20 protein-coding genes are annotated in these 21107 nt (G+C 71.4%); 7 read left to right on the top strand and 13 right to left on the bottom strand.

Annotated features, from left to right (window positions below):
- Nucleotides 1-72: 72 nt before the first annotated feature.
- From TA3x_RS12550 to TA3x_RS12535, 4 genes are all read right to left on the bottom strand, one after another.
- On the bottom strand, nucleotides 73-1143 hold the full coding sequence (locus tag TA3x_RS12550) for a Gfo/Idh/MocA family protein (protein WP_435021694.1): 1071 nt from the start codon (nucleotides 1141-1143) through the stop codon (nucleotides 73-75).
- Nucleotides 1144-1236: 93 nt separating this feature from the next.
- On the bottom strand, nucleotides 1237-1887 hold the full coding sequence (locus tag TA3x_RS12545) for a hypothetical protein (RefSeq protein WP_435021692.1): 651 nt from the start codon (nucleotides 1885-1887) through the stop codon (nucleotides 1237-1239).
- 151 nt (nucleotides 1888-2038) lie between these two features.
- Nucleotides 2039-3280, bottom strand: a complete 1242-nt coding sequence (locus TA3x_RS12540; RefSeq protein WP_435021690.1) for a Spy/CpxP family protein refolding chaperone — start codon at nucleotides 3278-3280, stop codon at nucleotides 2039-2041.
- 190 nt (nucleotides 3281-3470) lie between these two features.
- A complete protein-coding gene (locus tag TA3x_RS12535) occupies nucleotides 3471-4232 on the bottom strand; it encodes an Ig domain-containing protein (protein ID WP_435021688.1) in 762 nt (253 codons plus the stop codon).
- Between the two features lie 194 nt (nucleotides 4233-4426).
- Between TA3x_RS12535 and TA3x_RS12530 the strand changes: the two genes are divergently transcribed.
- Nucleotides 4427-5680: a glucuronyl esterase domain-containing protein gene (locus tag TA3x_RS12530; RefSeq protein WP_435021686.1), complete on the top strand. Its 1254-nt coding sequence runs from the start codon at nucleotides 4427-4429 to the stop codon at nucleotides 5678-5680.
- Between the two features lie 11 nt (nucleotides 5681-5691).
- On the opposite strand, the gene TA3x_RS12525 is transcribed toward TA3x_RS12530, so the two are convergent.
- Both TA3x_RS12525 and TA3x_RS12520 read right to left on the bottom strand, forming a co-directional pair.
- Nucleotides 5692-6366: an endonuclease III domain-containing protein gene (locus TA3x_RS12525; RefSeq protein ID WP_435021684.1), complete on the bottom strand. Its 675-nt coding sequence runs from the start codon at nucleotides 6364-6366 to the stop codon at nucleotides 5692-5694.
- A 61-nt stretch (nucleotides 6367-6427) separates the two neighbouring features.
- A complete protein-coding gene (locus TA3x_RS12520; protein ID WP_435021682.1) occupies nucleotides 6428-7138 on the bottom strand; it encodes a Crp/Fnr family transcriptional regulator in 711 nt (236 codons plus the stop codon).
- A gap of 401 nt (nucleotides 7139-7539) precedes the next feature.
- Here TA3x_RS12520 and TA3x_RS12515 point away from each other — a divergent pair, with 401 nt between their 5' ends.
- Both TA3x_RS12515 and TA3x_RS12510 read left to right on the top strand, forming a co-directional pair.
- Nucleotides 7540-8904, top strand: a complete 1365-nt coding sequence (locus TA3x_RS12515; RefSeq protein ID WP_435021680.1) for a c-type cytochrome — start codon at nucleotides 7540-7542, stop codon at nucleotides 8902-8904.
- A 159-nt stretch (nucleotides 8905-9063) separates the two neighbouring features.
- Nucleotides 9064-11100 (top strand): PEP-CTERM sorting domain-containing protein, encoded by a 2037-nt coding sequence (locus TA3x_RS12510; protein ID WP_435021678.1) that lies wholly within the window; start codon nucleotides 9064-9066, stop codon nucleotides 11098-11100.
- Nucleotide 11101: 1 nt separating this feature from the next.
- Here TA3x_RS12510 and TA3x_RS12505 read toward each other — a convergent pair whose 3' ends face one another.
- From TA3x_RS12505 to TA3x_RS12495, 3 genes are all read right to left on the bottom strand, one after another.
- Complete coding sequence (locus TA3x_RS12505) at nucleotides 11102-12130, bottom strand: aldo/keto reductase (RefSeq protein ID WP_435021676.1); 1029 nt, start codon at nucleotides 12128-12130, stop codon at nucleotides 11102-11104.
- A gap of 9 nt (nucleotides 12131-12139) precedes the next feature.
- Nucleotides 12140-12847: a DUF433 domain-containing protein gene (locus tag TA3x_RS12500; RefSeq protein ID WP_435021674.1), complete on the bottom strand. Its 708-nt coding sequence runs from the start codon at nucleotides 12845-12847 to the stop codon at nucleotides 12140-12142.
- Between the two features lie 103 nt (nucleotides 12848-12950).
- Nucleotides 12951-13178, bottom strand: a complete 228-nt coding sequence (locus TA3x_RS12495; protein ID WP_435021672.1) for a hypothetical protein — start codon at nucleotides 13176-13178, stop codon at nucleotides 12951-12953.
- Nucleotides 13179-13535: 357 nt separating this feature from the next.
- Between TA3x_RS12495 and TA3x_RS12490 the strand changes: the two genes are divergently transcribed.
- The 4 genes from TA3x_RS12490 (at nucleotide 13536) to TA3x_RS12475 (ending at nucleotide 16246) form a co-directional block, all read left to right on the top strand.
- Nucleotides 13536-14030, top strand: coding sequence for an L-2-amino-thiazoline-4-carboxylic acid hydrolase (locus TA3x_RS12490; protein ID WP_435021670.1), 495 nt, complete (start codon nucleotides 13536-13538; stop codon nucleotides 14028-14030).
- 105 nt (nucleotides 14031-14135) lie between these two features.
- Nucleotides 14136-15506 carry a MotA/TolQ/ExbB proton channel family protein gene (locus tag TA3x_RS12485; RefSeq protein WP_435021668.1) on the top strand — a complete coding sequence of 457 codons (1371 nt, stop codon included), beginning with the start codon at nucleotides 14136-14138 and terminating at the stop codon, nucleotides 15504-15506.
- Nucleotides 15507-15581: 75 nt separating this feature from the next.
- Entirely contained in the window at nucleotides 15582-15857 is a 276-nt protein-coding gene (locus TA3x_RS12480; RefSeq protein ID WP_435021666.1) for a type II toxin-antitoxin system Phd/YefM family antitoxin, read from the top strand.
- Nucleotides 15854-16246 (top strand): type II toxin-antitoxin system VapC family toxin, encoded by a 393-nt coding sequence (locus TA3x_RS12475; RefSeq protein WP_435021664.1) that lies wholly within the window; start codon nucleotides 15854-15856, stop codon nucleotides 16244-16246. Before TA3x_RS12480 ends, TA3x_RS12475 begins: the two co-directional genes overlap by 4 nt.
- A gap of 30 nt (nucleotides 16247-16276) precedes the next feature.
- On the opposite strand, the gene TA3x_RS12470 is transcribed toward TA3x_RS12475, so the two are convergent.
- The 4 genes from TA3x_RS12470 to TA3x_RS12455 all read right to left on the bottom strand — a co-directional run bounded on the left by TA3x_RS12470 (nucleotide 16277) and on the right by TA3x_RS12455 (nucleotide 21056).
- A complete protein-coding gene (locus TA3x_RS12470; RefSeq protein ID WP_435021662.1) occupies nucleotides 16277-17227 on the bottom strand; it encodes an ADP-ribosylglycohydrolase family protein in 951 nt (316 codons plus the stop codon).
- Nucleotides 17228-17315: 88 nt separating this feature from the next.
- Nucleotides 17316-18437 carry a hypothetical protein gene (locus TA3x_RS12465; protein WP_435021660.1) on the bottom strand — a complete coding sequence of 374 codons (1122 nt, stop codon included), beginning with the start codon at nucleotides 18435-18437 and terminating at the stop codon, nucleotides 17316-17318.
- 133 nt (nucleotides 18438-18570) lie between these two features.
- Nucleotides 18571-20676 carry a M56 family metallopeptidase gene (locus tag TA3x_RS12460; protein WP_435021658.1) on the bottom strand — a complete coding sequence of 702 codons (2106 nt, stop codon included), beginning with the start codon at nucleotides 20674-20676 and terminating at the stop codon, nucleotides 18571-18573.
- A complete protein-coding gene (locus TA3x_RS12455) occupies nucleotides 20673-21056 on the bottom strand; it encodes a BlaI/MecI/CopY family transcriptional regulator (RefSeq protein WP_435021656.1) in 384 nt (127 codons plus the stop codon). Before TA3x_RS12455 ends, TA3x_RS12460 begins: the two co-directional genes overlap by 4 nt.
- Nucleotides 21057-21107: the final 51 nt, after the last annotated feature.

Here is a 21107-nt window from a genome sequence, read left to right as displayed (position 1 = left end):
TCGCCGGGCGAGTCCTCGGGAATCCGGGCCTGCTCACTTCGCGATCGGGGCCGAGGTCGGCCGGGGACCGCCTCAGAGGCTGGGGTTCGAGAACTCCTTGAGAGGGAGGTCGACCGGGGTCTGGTGGCGGGAGCTGCGGGCGACGGCCTCGGCGAACTGCATGCCGCGGACGCCGTCCAGGAAGGTGGTGCGGGTGACCGGGCGTTCGCCCCGGGCCGCGGCCACGAAGTCGGCCTCGGCGGTCCAGCCCCCTTTGAGGGACTCGGGGATCGGCAACGGCTTCATCTTCGGGTCGTCGCGATGGGCGCCGGTGATCTCGTCGGCCCGGAAGTCGTAGCGGAGCGTCCCCTCGCTGCCGTGGAGGACGATCGAGGTCTCGTCCTCGTGCCAGGCGACGCCGCTGACCCGGTAGGTGCCCCGGGCCCCGTCCGCGTAGGCGGTGAGCACCTGGACGCTGTCGGGCGTGCCGACCTTGGCCAGGTCGCCGGTCTCCGGGTCGGGCCGGGTGGCGATCTGCTTGGAGGCCGCGGCGATCACCCGGCGCGGGGGCGGGACCCAGCGGAGGGCCGCCTCGTGCAGCTCGCCGAGGTCGAGCATGTTGAAGCCGGCGTACTTGGTCATCTGCCGCCAGCCGGCCGGGGTCGTCGGGTCGGCCAGCTCGCCGGACAGCCCGGTGACGTGAACCTCGCGGAGCACGCCCAGGAAACCGTCGGCGATCAGGCGTTTCAGGTAGGCGTCGCCGACCAGCCCGTAGGGAGACGGCGCGACCATCGTCGCCTGGTCGGGGCACTCCAGGGACCGATCCAGCATCCTTTGCGCCTCGCGGGCGTTCATCGCCATCCGCGACTGCGTGAGGACGTGCTTGCCGGCGTCCAGGGCCGCCAGGGTGATCGGGCAATGGAGGTAAGGCCAGGTGCCGATGACCACGGCGTCGACGTCGTCGTCGTCGATCAGGCTTTCCCAGCCGCCATGGACCTTGGGGATGTCGAATTCCCGGGCGATCCGGCCCGAGGACTCGCGCCTCTGGTTGCAGACGGCCACGACCCGCACGCCCGGCAAGGCAAGGAAGCCCGGCAGGTGGCGTTCGCGGGCCACCCGTCCCGCCCCGACGATGCCGATCCGAATCTCGCCAGATCGGCCCATGACCCCGACCCATCCTTTCTCGCGTGCATCGCCCTCAAGGAGAGTCTAACATGCACGCAACTCGGGGGCCGGGCGATTTTCCGGGGCGGATGCTTACCGCCCGGGGCCTTGGTGGCCGGCGGTCATGGCCTGGGGATCGAGCTGGGCCGTGGCGGGGCGGAGCAGGAAGGGCGGGCCGAGCAGGCCGACCCAGCGATTGCGCTGCCCTTCGGAGAGCACGGCCATGGCGGCCCGGGTCAGCTTCTGCTGCTCGACGGCCGGGTCGCCCCCCCTGGCGCGGGCGGCATTGCGGGCGGCGACGGCCTTGGCCAGCGCGGCCTGCTGTTCCGGCGAGAGCGACAGGGCGTCGGCCACCGCCGGGCGATAGGTCAGGGCAGCGAGCCCCTCCCACCAGAGTTCGAGCTGGGACAGCCGGACCCGCTGATCCGTCGAGAGGTGCTCCTCGATCCATCGGGCCGCCCGCTCGTCGACCGCGCGACGCGCCGCGACGACGCCGGGATCGGTCCGGCCGATCAGGGCGGCGGCCTGGCGATAGACCTCGACGACCTCGCGGTCGATGGCGGCCGCCTGCTCGGGGCCGATCTTGAGATCGTCGCGGATGTCCGGCCGGCTCAGGAGGAACAGCGGGTTGAGCCGCATCCCCTGGGCCGCGTCGGGAAGGCTCCAGGGGCCGGCCGAGGCGGACCCGAGGAGGACGACCCCGAGGGCGAACGGGATCAGTGCGGGCGTCATTCCCAGACGCATGGGCGGTCCTCCGTGACCAGGGTTCACGATCCGGAAATGCGAGGGACGAGGGGCAATCGCCCGTCCCTGGGCTTCGCCCCTCGTCCTTATACGACGAACCGGGCCGTCCGGGAAGGGCGATCGAGGCCCCCCGGAGGCGCGGCGATCGGAATTACTTGGGGGCGGCGTTGGCGGCCGCCGCGGCGGCGGCGCGACGCTCGCTCAGGGTCATCTTGCTCGCGGGCTTGGTGGCCGCGGCGGCCGGGGCCGGGGCGGCGGCCGTCGGGGTTGCGGCCGTCGGGGTCGCGGCGGCGGCCGGGGCCGGGGCGGCGGGGGGGCCGCCGGGGCCGCCGGGGCCGCCGGGGCCGCCGGGGCCGCGGAAGTTGACCTTGGTCAGGTCGAACTTGGCGCCGACGAGGCCCGAGTAGACCTTCCGCTGGGTCGGCCCGAGGATCTTGCCGATGGCGACCATGGCCTTGTCGTTGAGCTTGGCCTGCTCGGCCCTCATCTCGGTCATCCGGGCCTGGAACTCGGGGCTGTTGAAGTCGGGGCGACCGCCCCGGCCGCCGTTGTCCCCGCCCCGGTTCGCGTTGCCCTGGTCGCCGTTGCCGTTGCGGTTGCCGCCGTTGTCGCCGCCCCGGGTGCCGCCGCGGTTGTTGCCATTGTCGCCGCCGCGATTGCCGCCGTTGCCGCCGTCGCGGTTGGCGAACCGGGCCCGCATCGACTCGAACTGGGTCCGCCGCATGTCGCCCAGGACGGCGTTGATCCGCTCGATCTGGTCGTCATCGAGGCTGAGCTTCGCGGCCAGGGCCTGCGAGGTGAAGGCCTGGGGGCCGGCGAGCTGGTAGGCGATCTCGGCGACCCGCTTGGCCTGCTCCTTCTTGAGGACCTTGGCCAGCGCGTTCTCGGTGTCCTTCTGCAGGGCGGTCATCTCGTCGCGGGCGGCCTGACGGTCGGCGTCGGCGTTGTCGCCGCCCCGATTGTTGTTGTTGCCGGCGTTGTTGTTGCCGGCGTTGTCGCCCAGGTCGTTGCCGCCGTTGTTGCCGCCGCGATTCCGGCGATTGCCCATCTTTTCCATCAGGGTCCGCATCTGCGCGCCGGACTTCTCGTTGATCGCCTTGATCTGAGCCTTCTGATCGTCGGTCAGCTTCAGCTCGGCCTGGACGGCCTCGACGCCGAGCAGCATCGGGATCGACTGCAGGGGGTTGCTGCTGCGGCCGCCGAACCCGCCGCCGCGGCCGCCGAACCCGCCGGGCCCGCCGCCGAAGCCACCCGGGCCGCCGGGGCCGCCCTGGCCACCGCGCCGGTTGCCGCCCTGGTTCCCTGGATCCTGCTGGGCGAGGACATTCGCCGCGGAGCAGGCGAAGACGATGGCGAGGCTAGCCGCCAGGAGGCTACGGTACGAGCGGAGCATGGGTGATCCCTCGGAAATGACCGGGACGGATGGTTCGGGGCCGGGCACCGTCGCGCGACCCGGGACCGCCTGCCTCACGATTCGTATGATCGCATCATGAGAGGGTGAGCGGCAAGACGGCCCGTTTCGTCCTCGGAATCTCCGAAAAAAGCCGAAATCGGCCTCCGATCCGCCTGCGATGCCGGGGCCGTCAGGCCGGGGCCGCCCAGAGCCAGGCCACCAGCCCGGCGAACGCGGCCACGGAGGCCAGCCGGAGGGTCGCCCGGTAGGCGACGAATCGGCGATGGGTGCCCGGGGCCGCCTCGGGGTCGGCGGCCCGGGCGCGACGCTCCAGCGAGGCGATCGCGTTCATCCCGACCATGTGGACGAGCACGAGCACGAGGAAGCCGAAGCCCTGGTCCAGCCAGGCCCGCCACGGGATCGGCGGCAGGGCCGGCTTCCACTTCGACGGGACGGTCAGCGGCCGGTCGGGCTGGTAGACCACCAGCTGGGTGGATTGGCTGGCCCGGGCCTTCCCGTCGTCGACCCGGAGGACCAGGCTCGACGGCTCGGGCGTCCCGCGTTCGGGGGTGCCCCGGACCAGGCCCGATTCGGGATCCAGCGAGAGGCCGGCGGGCAGCGGGCCGTCGATCGACCACCGCAACGGCCCCCGGCCGCCGATCGCGGCCAGCGCGACCTGGTAGGGCCGGCCCGCGATCGCCTCGGGCAGCGTGCCCGGGGTGCCGATCCGCAGCGGCCCCGCGCCGTCGTCCTCCGACTCCGCGGCCGCGTCGCGGGCCGGCGATGAGGGCAGGTCGATCGCCTTGGGGATCAGGGCCATGATGACCATGGTCAGCAGGAGGATGAACAGCAACGCCCCGGTCAGCTTGGTGACGACCACCGCGACGAACGAATCCTCGCCCGACCCGCCGAACTCCATCCCGGAATGACCGCCTCGCCTCGACCGTCGCATGGGTGTTCGGCCTCCCTCCCGCCGGATCGATCCGCGGCGCCGTCCGTGCGTCGCCGGCCCATCACTTCGAAACCATCGGCCCGACCCGACCCGGGCCTTGAGCCGGGCCCGCCCGTGCCGCAAAATCGCCGCAATCCCGCGATCCGTCCGGATTCGGATCGTCCCGAACCCCACGAACCCCGAGAAGGTCGCCCATGCTGCGTACTCTCCGATCGCTGGCCGGATGGGCCCTGCTGACGGCCCCCATCGGCGTCGCGGCCCAGGACTCGGCCATGCCCCCCACCTTCCCCGCCGGCATTCCCGACCTGCTCACCACCGCCTCGGGCGTGAAGATCACCACCCCGGAGCAGTGGCGCGACGTTCGCCGCCCCGAGTTGCTCGAATTCTTCGCCCGCGAGATGTACGGCCGATCGCCGGGCCGTCCCGAAGCGATGACCATCGCGGCCGAGGCCGAGCCGGCCGAGGCGTTGGGCGGCAAGGCGATCCGCGAGCAGGTCGCGATCCGGCTCGACGGACGGCCCGAAGGGCGGACCATCCACCTGCTCCTGTACCGCCCCAAGGCGGCCACGGTGCCGGTGCCGGCCTTCCTCGGCATCAACTTCCAGGGCAACCAGTCGGTCAACGAGGACCCGGCGATCATCGAGTCGAAGGTCAAGATGGCGGCCCCCGGCGGCAAGATGGTGATCTTCCCGCGCGGGTCGGAGTCGCGGCGGTGGCCGCTGGAGACGATCATCGACCGGGGCTACGCCGTGGCGACCTTCGCCCGGGGCGACCTCGACCCCGACCGCAAGGACGGCTTCGCCGAGAGCGTCCGGTCGGATTTCCCGGACCTCCAGAACCGGCCCGACAACTTCGGCGGGATCGCCGCCTGGGCCTGGGGCCTGTCGCGGGCGCTCGACTACCTGGAGACGCACCCGGCCATCGACGCCAAGCGGGTGGCTGCGTTCGGCCACTCCCGGCTGGGCAAGGCGTCGCTGTGGGCCGGCGCGACGGATGAGCGGTTCGCCCTGGTGATCAGCAACGAGTCGGGCGCCGGCGGGGCCAAGCTGTTCCGGCGGGCGTCGGGCGAGAGCGTCCGGAAGCTCAACACCAACTTCCCCCACTGGTTCTGCGAGAACTTCCGCAAGTACAACGACCAGGATGCGATGCTCCCGTTCGACCAGCACCAGGTGATCGCCCTGATCGCGCCCCGACCGGCCTACGTCGGCAGCGCCCTGGAAGACAAGAACGCCGACCCGGAAGGGGAGTTCGCCGGGATCAAGTCGGCCGAGCCCGCCTTCCGCCTGCTGGGCGTCGAAGGGATGCCCGCGACCGCCTGGCCGGCGGTGGGCGAGCCGTCGATGGGGGGCATCGGTTACCACGTCCGCCCCGGCGTCCACGACGTGACCGACTTCGACTGGGCCCGCTACCTCGACTTCGCCGACCGGCACCTCCGATCCAGGAAGTGACGGGACGCCAATCAACGATGGGTGGTGACGCCGACCTGCTCGCACATCGACAGCAGCGGGCAGGTCGAGCATTTCGGGCTCACGCCCACGCAGACGAACTTGCCGAACGGGACGAGCCGCTCGTTGATCTCGACCCAGTAGCGTTCCGGCAGGATCTCCGCCAGCCGGGCCATGGTCTGCTCCGGGGTCTTGGTGCGGACGTAGCCCCAGCGGTTGCAGATCCGGTGGACGTGGACATCCACGGCGATCGCCGCCCGGCCGAACCCCACCGCCAGCGTCAGGGCGGCGATCTTGGGGCCGACGCCCCGGAACGCCGTCAGCCCCTCCATCGTGTCCGGCACCGTCCCGCCATGCTCCTCGACGATCCGCCGCGACAGCTCGCGGAGGTCGCGGGCCTTGGGCTCCGGGAAGGTGGCCGGCGCGATCAGGCGGGCGATCTCCGATTCGTCGAGCTTCGCCATCGCCCCCGGCGTGCGGGCCACGGCGAACAGGCGGAGGCAGGCGGCCATGGTCGTCTCGTCCCGGGTCCGGGCCGAGATCAGGCTGCCCACCAACTGCTCGAACGGTGTGTCATACCCCCGGTCTCGCAGGTCGAACATCGCCGCCTTGGGCAGCCCCGCCAGCGCCTCGCGGAGCCGGCGGAACACCTCGTCCAGGTCGAACGGCTCTCGATCGGTTCGCTTCAAGGTCGTGCCCCCGTTCCGCGTCGGGATGGCCCGGCCGCGTCCCCTTGCGTGCCTCCGGCGCTCACCCCATGACGCGTTCGTGATAGGCGCGGGTGGCCGCGTAGCATTCGCAGGCCACCTCCTCCAGCCGGCCCCGGTCCAGAACCATGAAATGCCCCCGCCTGTGGGCGATGATCCCGGCGTTCTGCAAGACGCCCGTGATCACCGTCACCCCCTGGCGCCGGACCCCGAGCATCACGCCGAGGAACTCCTGGGTCAGCGCGAACTCGTCGGCCCGCGCCTGGTCGTGCGAGATCAGCAGCCATCGTGCCGCCCGCGCCTCGGCCATGTGGAGCGCATTGCAGGCGATCCCCTGGCTGAAGTATCGCATCAAGTAGGCATGGTAGCGCGAGACCAGCCGCGATAGCACCGGGGATTGGGCCAGGGCCTCGTGGAACGCCTCGATCGGCAGGCGAAAGCTCTCCCCGGGCATCTGGCAGATGACCCGGTGCGGGCTCTGCGTGAGGTCCAGGCCCGCCACGGCCCCGATGAATCCCTCGCGGCCGACGGCGGCCGCCTCGACCGGGTCTTCCGCCTCCAGGACGGTCAGGAGCGACGATAACGCGGTGGTCGGGAAGTAGACGTGATCCATCTCCTCGTCGATCTGATGGATCACCTGGCGGAGTTCCAGGGGGACGAGTCGCAGGTGCGGGGCGATCCGGCCATATTCCTGGTCGGGCAGGCGATCGAGGATGAAGTTATCGATGTTGCGGTAGGTGGGGAAGGATGGCATGGGGCTTCCTGGCGGCAAGCTCGCCGCGAACATCACGGGCCGATGCGGACTTCCGCGCCTCGGCGCTGATCGTGCCAATGGATCAGATCGCGCCGACCGGATCTGTCCTCCCCCGGACAGAAGCCCCCGGCCCCGCCCCGGCCGGCCCGCCCCGTCGTCGGGTGGAGGCGCCTCGGGCGTCGGCGGCTTCGATTCGGCCGACGGACAGGACGATTCTAGGGCACGCGGCGACCGTCGTCGCCCCCCGGCGCATCTCGGCGCGAAAGACGGCCGGGGATGGGGCGAGGATGCCGGGGCCCGGCCCGCCCCGCGAGCGTGGTCTTCGGTTGTCCGGGGCCAGGAGCGGCGCCTAAGATGGGAGGACCTGACCCGACACCCGAACCGGCCCCGGTGACCCCCCGATGACGACCTCCCGATGGCTCGCCGCCTGCACCCTCGCCCTGCCGATGGCCTCGCTCTCGATCGCGGCGGACCCGCCCCGGGGGCCTCAGGCGTGGGCCGCGGGGCCGATGGAGACGCGGATCGCGTTCCCCGAGGCGGTCGACCCGTCGGTGGCCTCCGGTGTCGTCGGGACGAAGATCGGCTTCGAGGACCCGGCGGCCCAGGGGCGTCCGGGGGGCAATCGGGGGACGCTCCGCGTGGCCGCGGCGCGGCTGGAGGACGGCGGCCGGACACTGGTCCTGGCCACCGATCCCCACCCGCGCGAGGCGACCTACCGGCTATCCCTCCCCGGGGTGAAGGCTGCGGGGAAGCCCGGGGAGGGCGAGCGGGTGGAGGTCGCCTACGACCTGTCCGGGGTCGAGGCCACCTGGCATCTCGGGGCCGCCCCTCCCCCCGGCGCCGGCGGCGGGCCGCCCCCGGCGTGGTCGGGCTGGCTGCCCACCTTCGACATGGCCGAGGCGTACGACACCACCCGGGCCTCGGCGGGACATGAGCGGCTCTGGGCGAAGATCGGCGGCGACGCCGGGCGCCTGACCCTCCGCGCCTTCGTGAACCTCCCGATGGGCCAGGGGTCGCTCACCTTCGACGCCTCGGCGCCGTTCCGGGCGACCTTGTCGGGCGAGGAGGTCCGCTCGTTCGCCACGCCGGAGAATGCCCACCGCGCCGCGCTGCGGTTCGAGGGGGCGGGTGAGGCCGTGGAGTTGCAGGTGGACCTGGCGACCGGATGTTCCCCCTCCCCCCGGCTGCGGATCGCGACCCAGGCGGCCGGGCAGGACGCCCTGACTCCCCTGCCCCGCTCCTCCCTGGTGATGCCCTGGGCCCCGCCCACCCCGACCGTGGCCTCGCCGGCCGAGGTCCCCGCGACGCTCCTGACCGGGGGCGACCCGGCCCGGGGCGAGGCCATCTTCCGGGGCGAGACCGCCAAGTGCGCCACCTGCCACGCCATGCGTGGGCAGGGGCCGGCCATCGGCCCCGACCTCGCCGGGCTCGCCGGGGCCGATCGGTCCTGGGTCTACCAGAACATCGCCGAGCCCAGCGCCTCGATCCACCCGGACTACGCCTCATACACCGTGGCCTTCAAGGATGGCCGGGTGGTGATGGGCGTCGTCCGGGCCGAAGGGGCGGACTCGCTCCGGGTTTCCGACATCGACGCCAAATCCGCCACCTTCCCCACGGCCGAGGTCGAGGAACTCCGCCCCAGCCCCTCGTCGATCATGCCGGTCGGGCTGCTGGGCGCCATCGGCACCGAGGCCACGCGCGACCTCCTCGCCTACCTGACCGCCCCCGCCCCGGCGTCCGCCCCGAAGCCCGACGCCCCGCGGTGATGCCCGCATATCAAGGCAGCCCAGACGCCCGGGTCGGATTGGGGAAACACATGATGGCTTAACAAAGTCGATCAAAGTAACACGTCCAGGATCCGTTGACTTGCGACGGCCCGGCCGGCTGAAATATCCGGGCCGCGGGTCCGTCGGATCGACGGATCGATGATCAGATCACCGGACGGGGCGATTCAGACGATGCCGAACCTGCCGATGCCGATGCGATGGACCCTGGCCCCGATGCTCGCCTTCCTGGCCCTGGTCGCCCCGGCACCGGCGAGCTTCACGACCGGATCGCTCAGCCCGGAGGGGACGACGGGGCCGGGCGGGTCGATCACCTACTCCGAGATCAACACCTTCGATCAGCAGATGTCGGCGGTGGTCTACGCCGACTTCACGGCGATCGCGCCGATCGCGGTGTCGTTCTCGGTGACGGACAACGCCGCGGTCACGCTGGATGTGGTCAACATCAACGACTCCCTGACCACCTGGATCGGGTTCCGGGCGGAGATCGTCTCGGGCTCGGCGACGTTCCGCGAGCCGAACAATCCGTTCGACGCCCACGGCACCTACGCCACCCCCCCGTCGTACACGGTGCTGCTCTCCGACGGCGGGCGGACGGCCACGTTCCTGGGCGGGACGACCCCGCCCGACGACGTGCTGGAGACCTTCCTGGGGTTCAACTTCTCGGGATCGCCGCAATCGGTCACGGTGAACCTCACGCCGATCGCCGCGCCGGCCCCCGTGCCCGAGCCCTCGTCGCTGGCGTTGTCGGCGATCGCTGGGGCGGCCGGCCTGGCCTTCCGCTTCCGGAGGAGGGCCCTGGCCCTGCTGGGCGTCTGCGCAGTCGCGGCGATGGCCCAGGCCCCCGCGATGGCCCAGGCCCCCTCAATCGCCCCGGCCTACCAGGGGCGGCTGGCCATCGGCGCGGTCGGGAGCGTCGGCGGAGCGCCGGCGCAGATGACCTTCGGGCCCGGCGGCCGGGTCTACGCGATGACGATCGACGCCGGCGCCTTCAGCTATGCCTACGACCCGACGACCGGGGCCCTCTCCGACCCGAGGCCGGCCGCGCCGAACGTCCGGGGGATCGGCATCGGATTCCGCGACGGCACGATGTATACAACGGGGATGGACGGCTCGCTCCACAAGCTGGCCGACGACAACGGCAACGGGATCTGGGGCGAGGCTGGCGAGCTGGACGTGGCGATCGTCACCGGGATCCCCTCCGGCGACCATACGATCGACCAGATCCAGATCGTCGGCCGGACCCTCTACGCCGGGATCGGCACCCGGACCGAGAACGGGCAGGCCGGGGCCTACACCGGCGGCGTGATCGACGACTTCGGCGGTGAGGGCTATTTCAACCGGGGACTCGGCAGGACCTACGGCGAATCCGCCTACAATGGCACGATCGCCTGGATCCAGGACCTCGACGCCGTGGTCGACCTGCCCGGGTCGGCCAACGCCTGGGCGGTCGAGCCGGCCCCCTCGCTCCAGGCCCGGCTTCAGCAGGATCCCGGCCCGTTCACCGACAAGTCGCCCGGCCGCCTGGTGGTCCATTCGGCCGGCACCCGAAATCCCTTCGGCCTCTGCCTGGACCGCAATCGCAACCTCTGGTTCACCAATAACTTCCAGAGGATGACGACCCTGGGCAACGGCAAGACCAGCTTCGGCCTGCGGGGCGACCAGACCTCGTCCAACTTCGGCCGGGACGTCCACGACCAGTTGTTCCAGGCCCGGCTCGGGGCCGACTACGGCTATACCACCACCAACTGGCGCGGCGTGAACCCGATGCTCACGCCGACCGCCCCCGGCTATACGCGCGTCGTCTCGATCACCTTCGACAACCTGTTCAACAAGGGCCCGTACCCGATCCACGACCCGGCCAATCCGGACGGGCTGGGGCCGAGTTCGTCGTCGAACGGGTGTTCATTCTTCTACTCGGACCGGCTGCCGGCCGAACTCCGGGGCAACGTCTTCATCGTCCGCTTCATCGCCTCGGTGACAGAAACCGGGGGGCTGTCGCGGACGCTCACCTACAACGACCTGGTGGCCGCGGATCCCTCGTCCGGCAAGGTCCGCCGGGTGGCGTCCGGCTTCAATGGCCCCCTGGCCGTGCTGGCGGACGAGGCCAACCACCGGCTCCTGGTGGCCAACTTCTACGACCGGATCGTCTACGCGATCCAGCCCATCCAGCCCTGAGTCAGGCCGGGGGCGGGTTCCGCTCGGTGGCGAGGCGCTGGTGCCAGGCGGGGTAGGACGGCGTGACCGCGCTGGCGGCGTCGAGCCGGGCCACCTGCTCGGGGGCGAGGGTCCAGCCGAGGGCGCCGAGATTCTGGCGGAGCTGGTCCTCGGTCCGGGCGCCGATGATCACGCTGGACACGGTCGGCCGGCCGAGCAGCCAGTTGAGGGCGACCTGGGCGACGGTCTTGCCGACCTCGGCGGCCACTTCGTCCAGGGCGTCGACCACTCGGTAGACGAACTCATCCTCCAGGGGCGGCCCGGTGTGGGCGGCGTCGGCGAAGTGGAGCCGGCTGGTCTCCGGCAGCGGCTGGCCGCGCCGGACCTTGCCGGTGAGCCGGCCCCAGCCCAGCGGGCTCCAGGCCAGGGTGCCGACCCCCTGGTCGAGGGCCAGGGGCATCAGCTCCCACTCGTAGTCGCGGCCGACCAGGGAGTAATACGCCTGGTGGGCGACGTGGCGGGCGAGCCCGAGTTCCCGGGAGGCGGCCAGCGACTTCATCAGGTGCCAGCCCGAGAAGTTGGAGCATCCGATGTAGCGGATCTTGCCCGCCCGGATGAGGCCGTCGAGCGTTCCCAGCACCTCCTCGACCGGCGTCACGGCGTCGAAGGCGTGGAGCTGGTAGAGGTCGATATAATCCGTGCCCAGGCGCCGGAGGCTCCCCTCGACCGCGCGGATCAGGTGGGATCGGGAAGACCCGACGTCGTTGGGGCCGGGGCCGACCCGGAAGGCGCTCTTGGTGGAGATCAGGACCCGGTCGCGGCGACCCTTGATGGCGGCGCCGAGGATCTCCTCGGCCATCCCGGCGGAGTAGGCGTCGGCGGAATCGAACAGGTTGAGCCCGGCGTCCAGGCAGATGTCGACCATCCGGGTGGCCTCGGCGGCATCGCTGTGCCCCCAGGCTTGAAAGATCGCGTTGCCGCCGAAGGTGGCGGTGCCGAAGCTCAGGGCGGGCACCATGAGGCCCGAGGCCCCGAGTCGACGATATTCCATGCGGTTCCTTCACAAGAGGGGAGCGACGGTCACTTCCAGGAGGGCGATCATCTCCAGGCGCTGGAGCTTGCGGGCGAGCGAGGCGCGGGGCGTCCCCGGCTGCGACCGGGTGCAGAGGTCGATCATGGCCGTGGAGTTCCAGGCCCCCCCCGCCAGGAGGCCGGACGCGAGGCCGGGATCGCCGTGGCCGTCCAGCAGGGGCCGGGCGGCGGCGGCCAGGGGGGAGAACGCCGGATGGTTCCGGCCGACCCGGCGGAACCAGTAGGCGGCATTGCCGGGGTCGGGCTCGCGGCGGTGGGCGATCCCGTGCCAGTAGGCCGAGGTCGCGGATTCCCCCAGGTCGTCGGCCTCCTGGGCCGCCTCGTGGCTGGCCCCCCACTCGTCGTGGATCTGGAGGAGCCCGGCCGACAGGGCCAGCAACGCCGGCCTCCTCGCGCCGGGCAGGAGGTCCGCCAGCGACCCCTCCTCCAGAGCCGGCCGCAGCCAGGGGCGGCCGGGCGGCACCTGGTTCAGCGTCGGCCCGGGGGCGGTGGCGGGGCCGAGCCCGGCGTGGGCCAGGGCCGAGATCAGGTCCGCCGGGCCCAGGCCCATCTCGTCGGCGACCGCGACCAGCGCCCCCCCCCGCTCGACCCGCGCGACCACGTCGGAGACGGCGGGGCCGCCCCGCACGATCCCGCCGCCCGGCTGCTCGTCGACCCGATCCCAGAGATCGCCCATGATTTCTCCCCCCGCCCCGTCGTTCGCTTTCCCCCATTGGACGCGCCGGACCCCGGCCTGTCCAGGGAGGAGTCCCGCGACCGGCGGCCGCGGCTTCGCCCTATCATCCGGGACGGCGGGCGATCTCCCGGGGGGCTTCGATCGGCAAGGCCCTGGGGTCGGGCAGCGTACTGTCGTGGACCAGGGCGCCCGAGGCCCCGACGAAGAAGTCGGCGTCCTCAGCCACGTCGGGGTTGAACACCGGCAGGACCCGATCGGGCTCGACCAACTCGACCGAGGTCAGCCCGCCCAGGGCCCGCGGCACATCGCCCGGCTTCAGTTCGCGGGCCATCGCCCAGCCCCGGCCCGCCTTCCAGAACCGGTGGATTCCCGAGACGATGACCGTTCCCCCGCCGAAAGCGACCCGCAAGGGCGGCGAGGGTACCGGGGATGACCCGCACGATCGGCCGATAGGCGAGGGCCCCGGTGCGGGTGTCCTGGGCCAGGCCCTGGTCGCCGACGCGGAAGACTTTGATCGGCCGGTCGCCAGCCAAATGAGTTGGTCGACCGCAACTTTCGTGCTGGGAAACCGGTAGGCGGCGTGACCGAATCGATTCGACGATTCATACTGGGGAGGTAGGCAAGAAGGGGGAATCCGACGATTCGCCCCGGAATCCCCGCCAGCCACCGAATCCCGAGGAGAGCCGCGATGGATCAGGAGATGCCGAAGCTCACGCTGTTGGGCCGCAGGGAGATCGAGGCCCGGATCGTCGGGCCGCTGGTGAGGGCCTTCGCCGAGGAGGTGGGGCAGCAGAAGGCCCTGGAGATCGTCGCCCGGACCATCGAGGGCCTGGCCCGCGACGCCGGCGCCGAGATGGCCCGGGGCCTGGGCGAGACCTCGCTGGAAGCCTTCTCCGCCTGCCTGGACCGCTGGCGCGAGGGCGGGGCGCTGGAGATGGAGATCCTGGAACAGACGCCCGAGGCCCTGTCGTTCGACGTCGTGCGCTGCCGCTACGCCGAGATGTATCGCTCGCTGGGGCTGGCCGACCTGGGCGCCCACCTGTCCTGCGTCCGCGACTTCGCGCTGGTCGAGGGCTTCAACCCCGATATCACCCTGACCCGCACCCAGACGCTGATGGAAGGGGCCACGCACTGCGACTTCCGGTTCCGCCGGACGAAGCCATCGGGAGGGGGCGACGCCTGACCGGTCTCAAGTCGGGTGGGGATCGTGCCGATGGGATCGATGATGAGGGCCGATCTTTTGAATCGGCGGATGACCCACGCCTTGCGTCCAGGAAGGATGATCGTCATGGCCAGCCCCACGCCCGCGAAGGCCGCCGCCAGGAAGACGGGACGCGCCGCGAAGGCCGCCCACGGCGTCTCGAAACTGAGCTATCCGGGCACCTTCGGGATGCTGGCGCTCGCCCTGGCGTTCCCGATCGCGCTGATGGTCTTCAACCCAACCCTGATGTTCGAGCGGGGCTGGGAGCAGTACGTCGGGACCTCGATCTTCGTCTGGGCGGTGCTCGCCCTGGGCTGGGAACTCACCCGGCTCTGGAGGAATGAGGCGGCGTTCGCCGAGGCGAAGGGGTGGCTCGACCCGACCCGCGCGACCGCCATCCGCGCCGGGGCGATCGCCGAGGACGACCGGCGGATCCTGCCGGCCCGGGTCCGGCAGCTCGCCGCGTATGCCGCCGAGGCCCGCGAGGCGTCGGCGTCGCAGCTGATGGAGGTCCACCGCGAGGGGTCGGGGCTCGACCAGGAGATGATGGGCGGCCGGTTCACGCTGACCAAGTACATCCTCTACCTCCTGCCGGTGATCGGCTTCATCGGCACGGTCGAGGGGATCAGCATGGCGCTGATGAACATCAGCCGGGTCCTGCCGATGGTCAAGGACCTGGATGGGTTCATGAGCAACCTGACCAGCGTGACCTCCGCGCTCCAGGTCGCCTTCGACAGCACGCTGCTGGCCCTGTTCCTGAGCGCCACCCTGATGCTGGTGCAGACGCTGGTCTACCGCCGCTCCGAAGATTTGCTCGCCCGAGTCGACCGCTGGGTCGTGGAGAACGCCCTGCCCCGCTTCGGCTCGGCCGGCGAGCACCCGCTGGCCGCCGGCGTGGCCGAGGCCCTGGCCCCGCACCTGGAGGCGATGCGCCGCGAGCTGGCCGCCGCCCTGGAGCCCGCCACGCGGGCCTTGCAAGACCTCGCCGCGCGGATGGGCGACGGCCTCGGCCCGCACGTCGATCGGTTCGCCGACTCGGTGGACCGCCTGCCGGTGGCCCTGTCCGGCCTCAAGACGGGCGCCGAGGCGATGGACCGCCTGGGGCGCGACCTGGCCACGCTCGGCACGGTCGACGAGTCGATCCGCCGGGGCGTCCTGACCCTGGCCCGGATCGAGGCCAACATCCCCCACGTCGAGCCGCTCGACGAGATCAAGCGGGGCCTGGACCGCACCTGCGCCGCCGTCGAGAACCTGTCGCAGTCCTGGTCCGCCTCGTTCGAGCGATCCAGCCGCGCCAGCCAGGAACAACTGGCCAAGACCATGCACAACCTCAAGGACGCGCTCGACCTGCTCAACGTCAGCATGGAGCAGGGCAACGCCCTGTATCGCAGCATCGTCAAGCGGACCTTCAGCAGCGCCGCCTACCCCCACGTCGCCCCGGACACCGAGGCGGCCTGAGGATTCCCCGGGCCATGATCCGGTCGGCTCCTGTAGAATCAGGGCAGAGGCCGCCCCCATTCGAAGGAGCCGACCATGACCACGATCACTGTGGAAGATGCCCAGGCCCGGCTGCCCGAGTTGATCGACGGGCTCTCCAGGGGCGAGCAGGTGCTGATCGTCCGGGGAGATCGGGTCGTGGCCTGTTTGAGCGGCGACCCGTCCCCCCCCTCGGATAACTCCGGCCAGTTTGAGTTGGAGCGAAACCCGGGCCCCTGGCCGTGCAAGGCGGGCAGCGAGCGGAGCGATAAATTCTGGATGGCCCCCGATTTCGACGAGCCTCTGGAGGACTTCCGCGAGTACATGGAATGAGCGCGGGCCTCCTCCTGGATACTCATGCCCTCCTCTGGTTCTTCCAGGACGATCGGCGGCTGAGCGCGACCGCGAAGGCCTGGATCGAGGATCCCCGACACCACAAGTTCGTGAGCATCGCCACCTGCTGGGAGATCTCGATCAAGGTGGGGCTCGGCAAGCTGGACCTCGGCGAGCCGACGCGAACCTTCCTCGATCGAGCCCTGGTCCGCAATCGCTTCTCGCTCCTGCCGATCTCCCTGGTCCACGCCACGCAGGTGGAATTCGTGGCGAACCACCATCGCGACCCGTTCGATCGCATGTTGATTGCACAGGCAACCGTCGAATCACTGCCGCTGGTCAGTGCCGATTCCGCATTCGATGCCTACCCGATCCGGCGGATCTGGTGAGTCTTGCAGGAGAACGGACCGGCCCGAGGATCAAGCCGAGTCGGGCCGGCCGGCGCGAAGCTCATGGAGGCGGCCGGCGAGGCTGAGGATGTGGGATCGACCCTGGTGTCCTTCTTCGAGCTTGCTCACCAGCACGGGAGGGATGCCGGCCAGGCCCAGCCGGGCGCCGGCGAGGGCGCCGGCCATCGCCGCCAGGGTGTCGACGTCGTTGCCCTGGCCGATGGCGCGGGCCACCACGGCGGGATAGTCGTCGGGCGAGGCGGCGAAGATCGCCAGGGCGGTGGTGACCGATCGGTGGGCTTCCAGGCCGTTGCCGAATCCGCCGACGCCATCGGACCGCCGGAGCCGCCGAGCGACCGAGAGTTGCCAGCGGAACTCCTCCGTCTCCGCGAACGGGGCGAGGTCGCGGAAGAACGCCTTGCGGTCGAACGGCCCCCCGCGCGAGGCCAGCGCGACGGCGACCGCCATCAGCCGGGCGCCGTCGATGCCGATCGGGTGGAGGTGGGTCGGCCGGGCGGATCGCTCGGCCTGCTCGGCGACGCGGTCGAGGTCATCCCCGAACAGGAGGCCGATCGGGGCGACCCGCATCGCGGCGCCGTTGCCCAGGGACCCGCCCGGGAAGACGTCGCGGGCCACCGATCGCCAATCCTGGCCGTCCCGCATCGCCCCGAGGATCCGCCGGGCGCCGGGGCCGTAGCCGCGATCCGGGTCGTAGTGGGCCGTGAAGGCGGCGCAGAGGGACTCCTCCTCGATCTCCTCCCGCGCGACCAGGGCCTCGGCCACCGCGATGGTCATCTGCGTGTCGTCGGTGTAGCGGATCACCGGCTCGGGGAAGTCGGCGACGATCGCATCGGCCGGCCCCATCGCGAAGATCACGTCCTCGGGCAGGCCCTCGTAGGGCGCCCCCAGGCCGTCGCCGATCGCCAGCCCGAGCAGGCAGCCCTCGAACCGATCACGGCCCGGTGCGGGATCGCCCGGCATGGCTGCCCCTCCCTCTCCCTTTGCGTCCCCTGTCACCTCATGACGCATGTCCGAGCATAGGCGAGGCACATGCGGCGGGCAATGCCCCTCACCGCAACCGGGCGGCCCGGCGTTCGGCGACGAGGGCGGCGCGGGACTCGTTCAGGTCCTCGGGGGGCGATCCCGCGGGCAGGCCGCGATATGCCGGGAGGTCCACCCAGAGGGGTCCGGGCGCCTCCGGGGGTCGTTCCCGGAGCAGGTCGCCGATCGCGGCGCTGAAGGCCCAGGCACCGTCGCGGCCCAGGTGGTTCGCATCGTGGAACAGGGCCGGATCGTAGTCGGCGTGGCGCCCATCGACGATCACCACGGAGGGGTGGCGATCCTGGATCTCCCGGAGGAAGGCCCGGTAGGCGGCCTCGAACCCGCTGCCCTCGCACTCGGCCTGGAGGGCCGGCTTGATCGGCGGGAGCAGGTAATAGACGGGGATCGACCGCGAGGCCGCCAGGTCCAGGAAGCGATGGATATAGGCGACGTTGACCGGGTCGAACTTCGCGTCGGAGTAGAACGCCCGGCGGATGCCGGGGAAGTCGACGTTGGGGTCGACCCCGCAGGGCATCAGCTGCGCCCCCCGATTCTCGCGCCAGTTGCGGCGATAGGCCGAAGTCTCGGTCCCCCACGGCCGCCAGGTGAGATTGCTGATCGCCATCCGGAGCCCGTGGCGGGCCCTGAGGCTGGACAGCAGCCGGGGCGCCATGATCGTGGCGAAGAGTTCGGGGTCGCGGGCTTTCCAGGCCAGTTCCGCCGCCTGCCCGGGTCCGAGCACGGCGTGCCAGTACGGGGTATCCCGCACGCCGACCTGGAGGAGCCGGGGGAAGAAGTCCACCAGGATCGCCCGCGGCCGGGCCCCGGCGTCGAGCGTCTTTTGCAGGAGGTAATAGCTCGACGGGGCCTGGCCGGCGGTCACGGCCAGGTTGTAGGTCGATCGCCCGGAATGGGCCTCGATCACCTCGGGGACGAGGCCCATCTTGGCCAGGCTATCGCCGAAGGCGAGGATCTCGTGCTTCGGCCCCTCGACGCGGGCGGCCTTCTCGGTGACCGCCCAGCCCCAGTCGCCCGGGTCGCGGAAGAAGGCCCCGCGACCGGCGATGTAGGATTCGATCCCGGCGATCGCGACGATCGAGGCGATCAGGCCCCACGGCAGTCGGCCCAGGGCGAACTTCGATCCATCCATGGCCGGCATCCCCGTCCTCCACCCCGTCCCTTACGAGCGCGCGAACGGGGTGAGTATCGGCATTACCGGGATTTTGTCGACAGCCATTTTCGTCGCCCGAAGGCCATCGATTGGAGGCCCTTCCCGGCGGCCGTCACCGCACGACATCCAGGAGATAGCGTGCGATGACCTCGGCGAATTCCGCGTTCGTCAGCGCCGGCCCGAACTTCGCAAGAACCGAGCGGCCTTCCTGCGTGATCACCCCGCGATCGATCATCCGCCGGCAAAGGACCAGGAAAAGATCCTCGGGTTCCACCGGGAGATCCTTGCCGAGCCCATCCTCCTTGGGGTAGGCACGATTCGTCGCCCAGTAGGACCGGAGTACGGCGGCGATCGCAGAGCCGACCGCATCATCGACGCATGCGGCCGAGCCCCACGACTGGATCGGCTCGGCATCCTCGACGCCGAGCGTCCAGCGCTCGACGCCACGGAACAGCGAAAGGAACACGGCGTCGTCGGGCCTGCCCAGGTCGAATCGTTTCACCATCGCCCCGCCGGGATTCGCCAGGGTCAGGCCCATCAGCCCCCGGCTGGCGCGGGCCCAGTCGGCCTGGTCGATGAGGGGCGGCGTCGCGGGCCCCCGAGCGATCGTCGCCCGGATCTCGGCCTCCGACCCCAGCATCAAGGTCCGGTCGTCGGGCAGGTGGGCGAAGCAGACACCCCCGCTCTCGGACGGGACCGGGCGGCCGTCGAAGCCGACCCGGTAGAGACGCTGGCCCGGCGCCCCGGCCTCGGTGAGTTCCAGCCGCCACTGGCGCAGGTAAGCCAACCAATCGAACGGGGAGACCAGACGGATCGCGGTGCCGCCCACCGTGAGCCGATGGAGCTTGTCCTCCGATTTGTGGCCGCCCAGATCGAGCCCGATCCCGACCGAGATCCACTCGATGTCCCGGACGCTGATCCGGAGGAAGCCCGAGCGAGTAGGGTCGACGCGGAGCATGCGGACCAGTTCCTGGATCAGTTCCTTATCGGCGTAGGCGTCGAGGTCGGCGGCGATCCGTTCCAGGCCGGGATGGCGGAACGCCGCCGCCGGCCGGAACGTGAGCACGCCGTCCATGTTGTCGCCGAAGCAGACCGGGGCCAGGAGCGTGGCGGCCGGGCGGGCCGGGGCCGGGGCGTCCTCGGCCAGGGCCGGGGGGCGGAACGAGGCGACGGCGACCGTCGTGCCCAGGAGGGCCAGGGAGATCAGCCCTTTCCGGGCCGGGGACCACGGCCGATCGGCGGGCTTCGCCGGGGATTCGTCACGCAACATCGCGATCCTCCTGATCAGGGCCCCTCGGCCGGGGAGGAACGCCCTCGCCGGTCCGACCGGGGCCCGTCCATCCTGCCGCAACGCCAGCCGCGCGAGGGCGACCAGGTAGTCGGTCCTCCCGCCTGAGAACTGCGCCCCGAGCGCATCGGCCGCCATCTCCTGCTGGAGCAGCAGGCGGGACGCCATCGCCCGGACCATCGGGTGGAAGGCATGGAGCGCCACCGCCAGCCGGGCCAGCAGGCCCGCCGCGTAGTCGCCCCGGATGATGTGGGCCAGTTCGTGGGCCAGGACCGCACGCCGCTCCGACGCGTCCCAGTCGCGCCAGTCGGGCGGCAGCAGGATCGTCGGCCTCCGCCAGCCGGCGGTGGCCGGGGATCCCACGTCGTCGACCTCCCGCAGTCGCACGGGCCGTCGGCAACCCATCGAATAGCGGAGTTCGCCGAGGAGCGTCGCCAGGCCCGGATCATCGACGGGCCGGGCCCTCCGCAAGCAAACGGCGAGCGAGACCATGCCGAGCGCGAGCCGGATCAGGCCGAACCCGATCAAAGGGCCGGCGACCCAGGCCACCGCCCGGCCCCAGGGTCGCCACTGAGCCGCCGGCGCGGCGACGCCCCGGCCCGCCCGGGCCCAGGCCGATCGCAGCGCCGACCAGCCGCCGAGGGTGGGGCCGGAGCGGGACGGATCCGTCGCGACGGGGGACGCCGGGCGGCCGGCCGCGACCGCGATCGGGGTCGAAAGCGGGGCCCGGATCGGCCCGGCCGGCCGCCCCGACCGGGGCCAGAACGCCGACATCCCCAGGGCCAGCACCAGCGCCAGGCTGAGGGAGGCGACCCACGCCCCGGCCGCGGGGCCGCGGCGCGAGGCCCACGCATGGACGGCCAGGGCCGGCGCCAGGACGAATCCGTCCTGGATGGCCAGCCAGGCCAAAGTCAGGCCGGCGTGATTCATCGGCCCGACTCCTCCAGGACCCGCTCCAGGATGGCCCGTTCCTCGTCGGTCAATTTCCGCCCCTCGACCAGCCGGCAGAGGAGCTGCGACCGCGATCCCCGGAACACCCGCTGGACCAGGTCGCCCAGCAGACGTCCCGAGACGTCTTCGTACGTGCGCTCGGCCTGGTAGACGAACGGGCGGTCGGCGTTGACCTGGCGTAAGAAGCCCCGTTCGTGGAGGCCCCGGACCAGGTTGGCGATCGTCGCATAGGTCCGATCCAGCCCCGACTCCGCCAGGCGGTCGCGGGCCTCCGCCGCCGTCGCCTCGCCCCGGGACCAGAAGGCGTGCATCACCTCCAGCTCCCTTTCCGTGAGATCCTTCGCCGCCGGCCGTCCCATGCCAGTCGCCCCTCCGGTTTGGTTTCCCAAATTTGATGATTCAAATGTAGC

The sequence above is a fragment of the Tundrisphaera macrotermitis genome, from assembly GCF_051175315.1.
GTDB lineage: Bacteria > Planctomycetota > Planctomycetia > Isosphaerales > Isosphaeraceae > Tundrisphaera.
This window is presented reverse-complemented; position numbering and strand designations above follow the sequence as displayed.

Bases quoted from the DNA above. Each gene is read 5' to 3' on its own strand.
- TA3x_RS12550 (WP_435021694.1), bottom strand. From the start codon at position 1,143: ATGGGCCGATCTGGCGAGATTCGGATCGGCATCGTCGGGGCGGGACGG.
- TA3x_RS12545 (WP_435021692.1), bottom strand. From the start codon at position 1,887: ATGCGTCTGGGAATGACGCCCGCACTGATCCCGTTCGCCCTCGGGGTC.
- TA3x_RS12540 (WP_435021690.1), bottom strand. From the start codon at position 3,280: ATGCTCCGCTCGTACCGTAGCCTCCTGGCGGCTAGCCTCGCCATCGTC.
- TA3x_RS12535 (WP_435021688.1), bottom strand. From the start codon at position 4,232: ATGCGACGGTCGAGGCGAGGCGGTCATTCCGGGATGGAGTTCGGCGGG.
- TA3x_RS12530 (WP_435021686.1), top strand. From the start codon at position 4,427: ATGCTGCGTACTCTCCGATCGCTGGCCGGATGGGCCCTGCTGACGGCC.
- TA3x_RS12520 (WP_435021682.1), bottom strand. From the start codon at position 7,138: ATGCCATCCTTCCCCACCTACCGCAACATCGATAACTTCATCCTCGAT.
- TA3x_RS12515 (WP_435021680.1), top strand. From the start codon at position 7,540: ATGACGACCTCCCGATGGCTCGCCGCCTGCACCCTCGCCCTGCCGATG.
- TA3x_RS12510 (WP_435021678.1), top strand. From the start codon at position 9,064: ATGATCAGATCACCGGACGGGGCGATTCAGACGATGCCGAACCTGCCG.
- TA3x_RS12505 (WP_435021676.1), bottom strand. From the start codon at position 12,130: ATGGAATATCGTCGACTCGGGGCCTCGGGCCTCATGGTGCCCGCCCTG.
- TA3x_RS12500 (WP_435021674.1), bottom strand. From the start codon at position 12,847: ATGGGCGATCTCTGGGATCGGGTCGACGAGCAGCCGGGCGGCGGGATC.
- TA3x_RS12495 (WP_435021672.1), bottom strand. From the start codon at position 13,178: ATGGCCCGCGAACTGAAGCCGGGCGATGTGCCGCGGGCCCTGGGCGGG.
- TA3x_RS12490 (WP_435021670.1), top strand. From the start codon at position 13,536: ATGGATCAGGAGATGCCGAAGCTCACGCTGTTGGGCCGCAGGGAGATC.
- TA3x_RS12485 (WP_435021668.1), top strand. From the start codon at position 14,136: ATGGCCAGCCCCACGCCCGCGAAGGCCGCCGCCAGGAAGACGGGACGC.
- TA3x_RS12480 (WP_435021666.1), top strand. From the start codon at position 15,582: ATGACCACGATCACTGTGGAAGATGCCCAGGCCCGGCTGCCCGAGTTG.
- TA3x_RS12475 (WP_435021664.1), top strand. From the start codon at position 15,854: ATGAGCGCGGGCCTCCTCCTGGATACTCATGCCCTCCTCTGGTTCTTC.
- TA3x_RS12470 (WP_435021662.1), bottom strand. From the start codon at position 17,227: ATGCCGGGCGATCCCGCACCGGGCCGTGATCGGTTCGAGGGCTGCCTG.
- TA3x_RS12465 (WP_435021660.1), bottom strand. From the start codon at position 18,437: ATGGATGGATCGAAGTTCGCCCTGGGCCGACTGCCGTGGGGCCTGATC.
- TA3x_RS12460 (WP_435021658.1), bottom strand. From the start codon at position 20,676: ATGAATCACGCCGGCCTGACTTTGGCCTGGCTGGCCATCCAGGACGGA.
- TA3x_RS12455 (WP_435021656.1), bottom strand. From the start codon at position 21,056: ATGGGACGGCCGGCGGCGAAGGATCTCACGGAAAGGGAGCTGGAGGTG.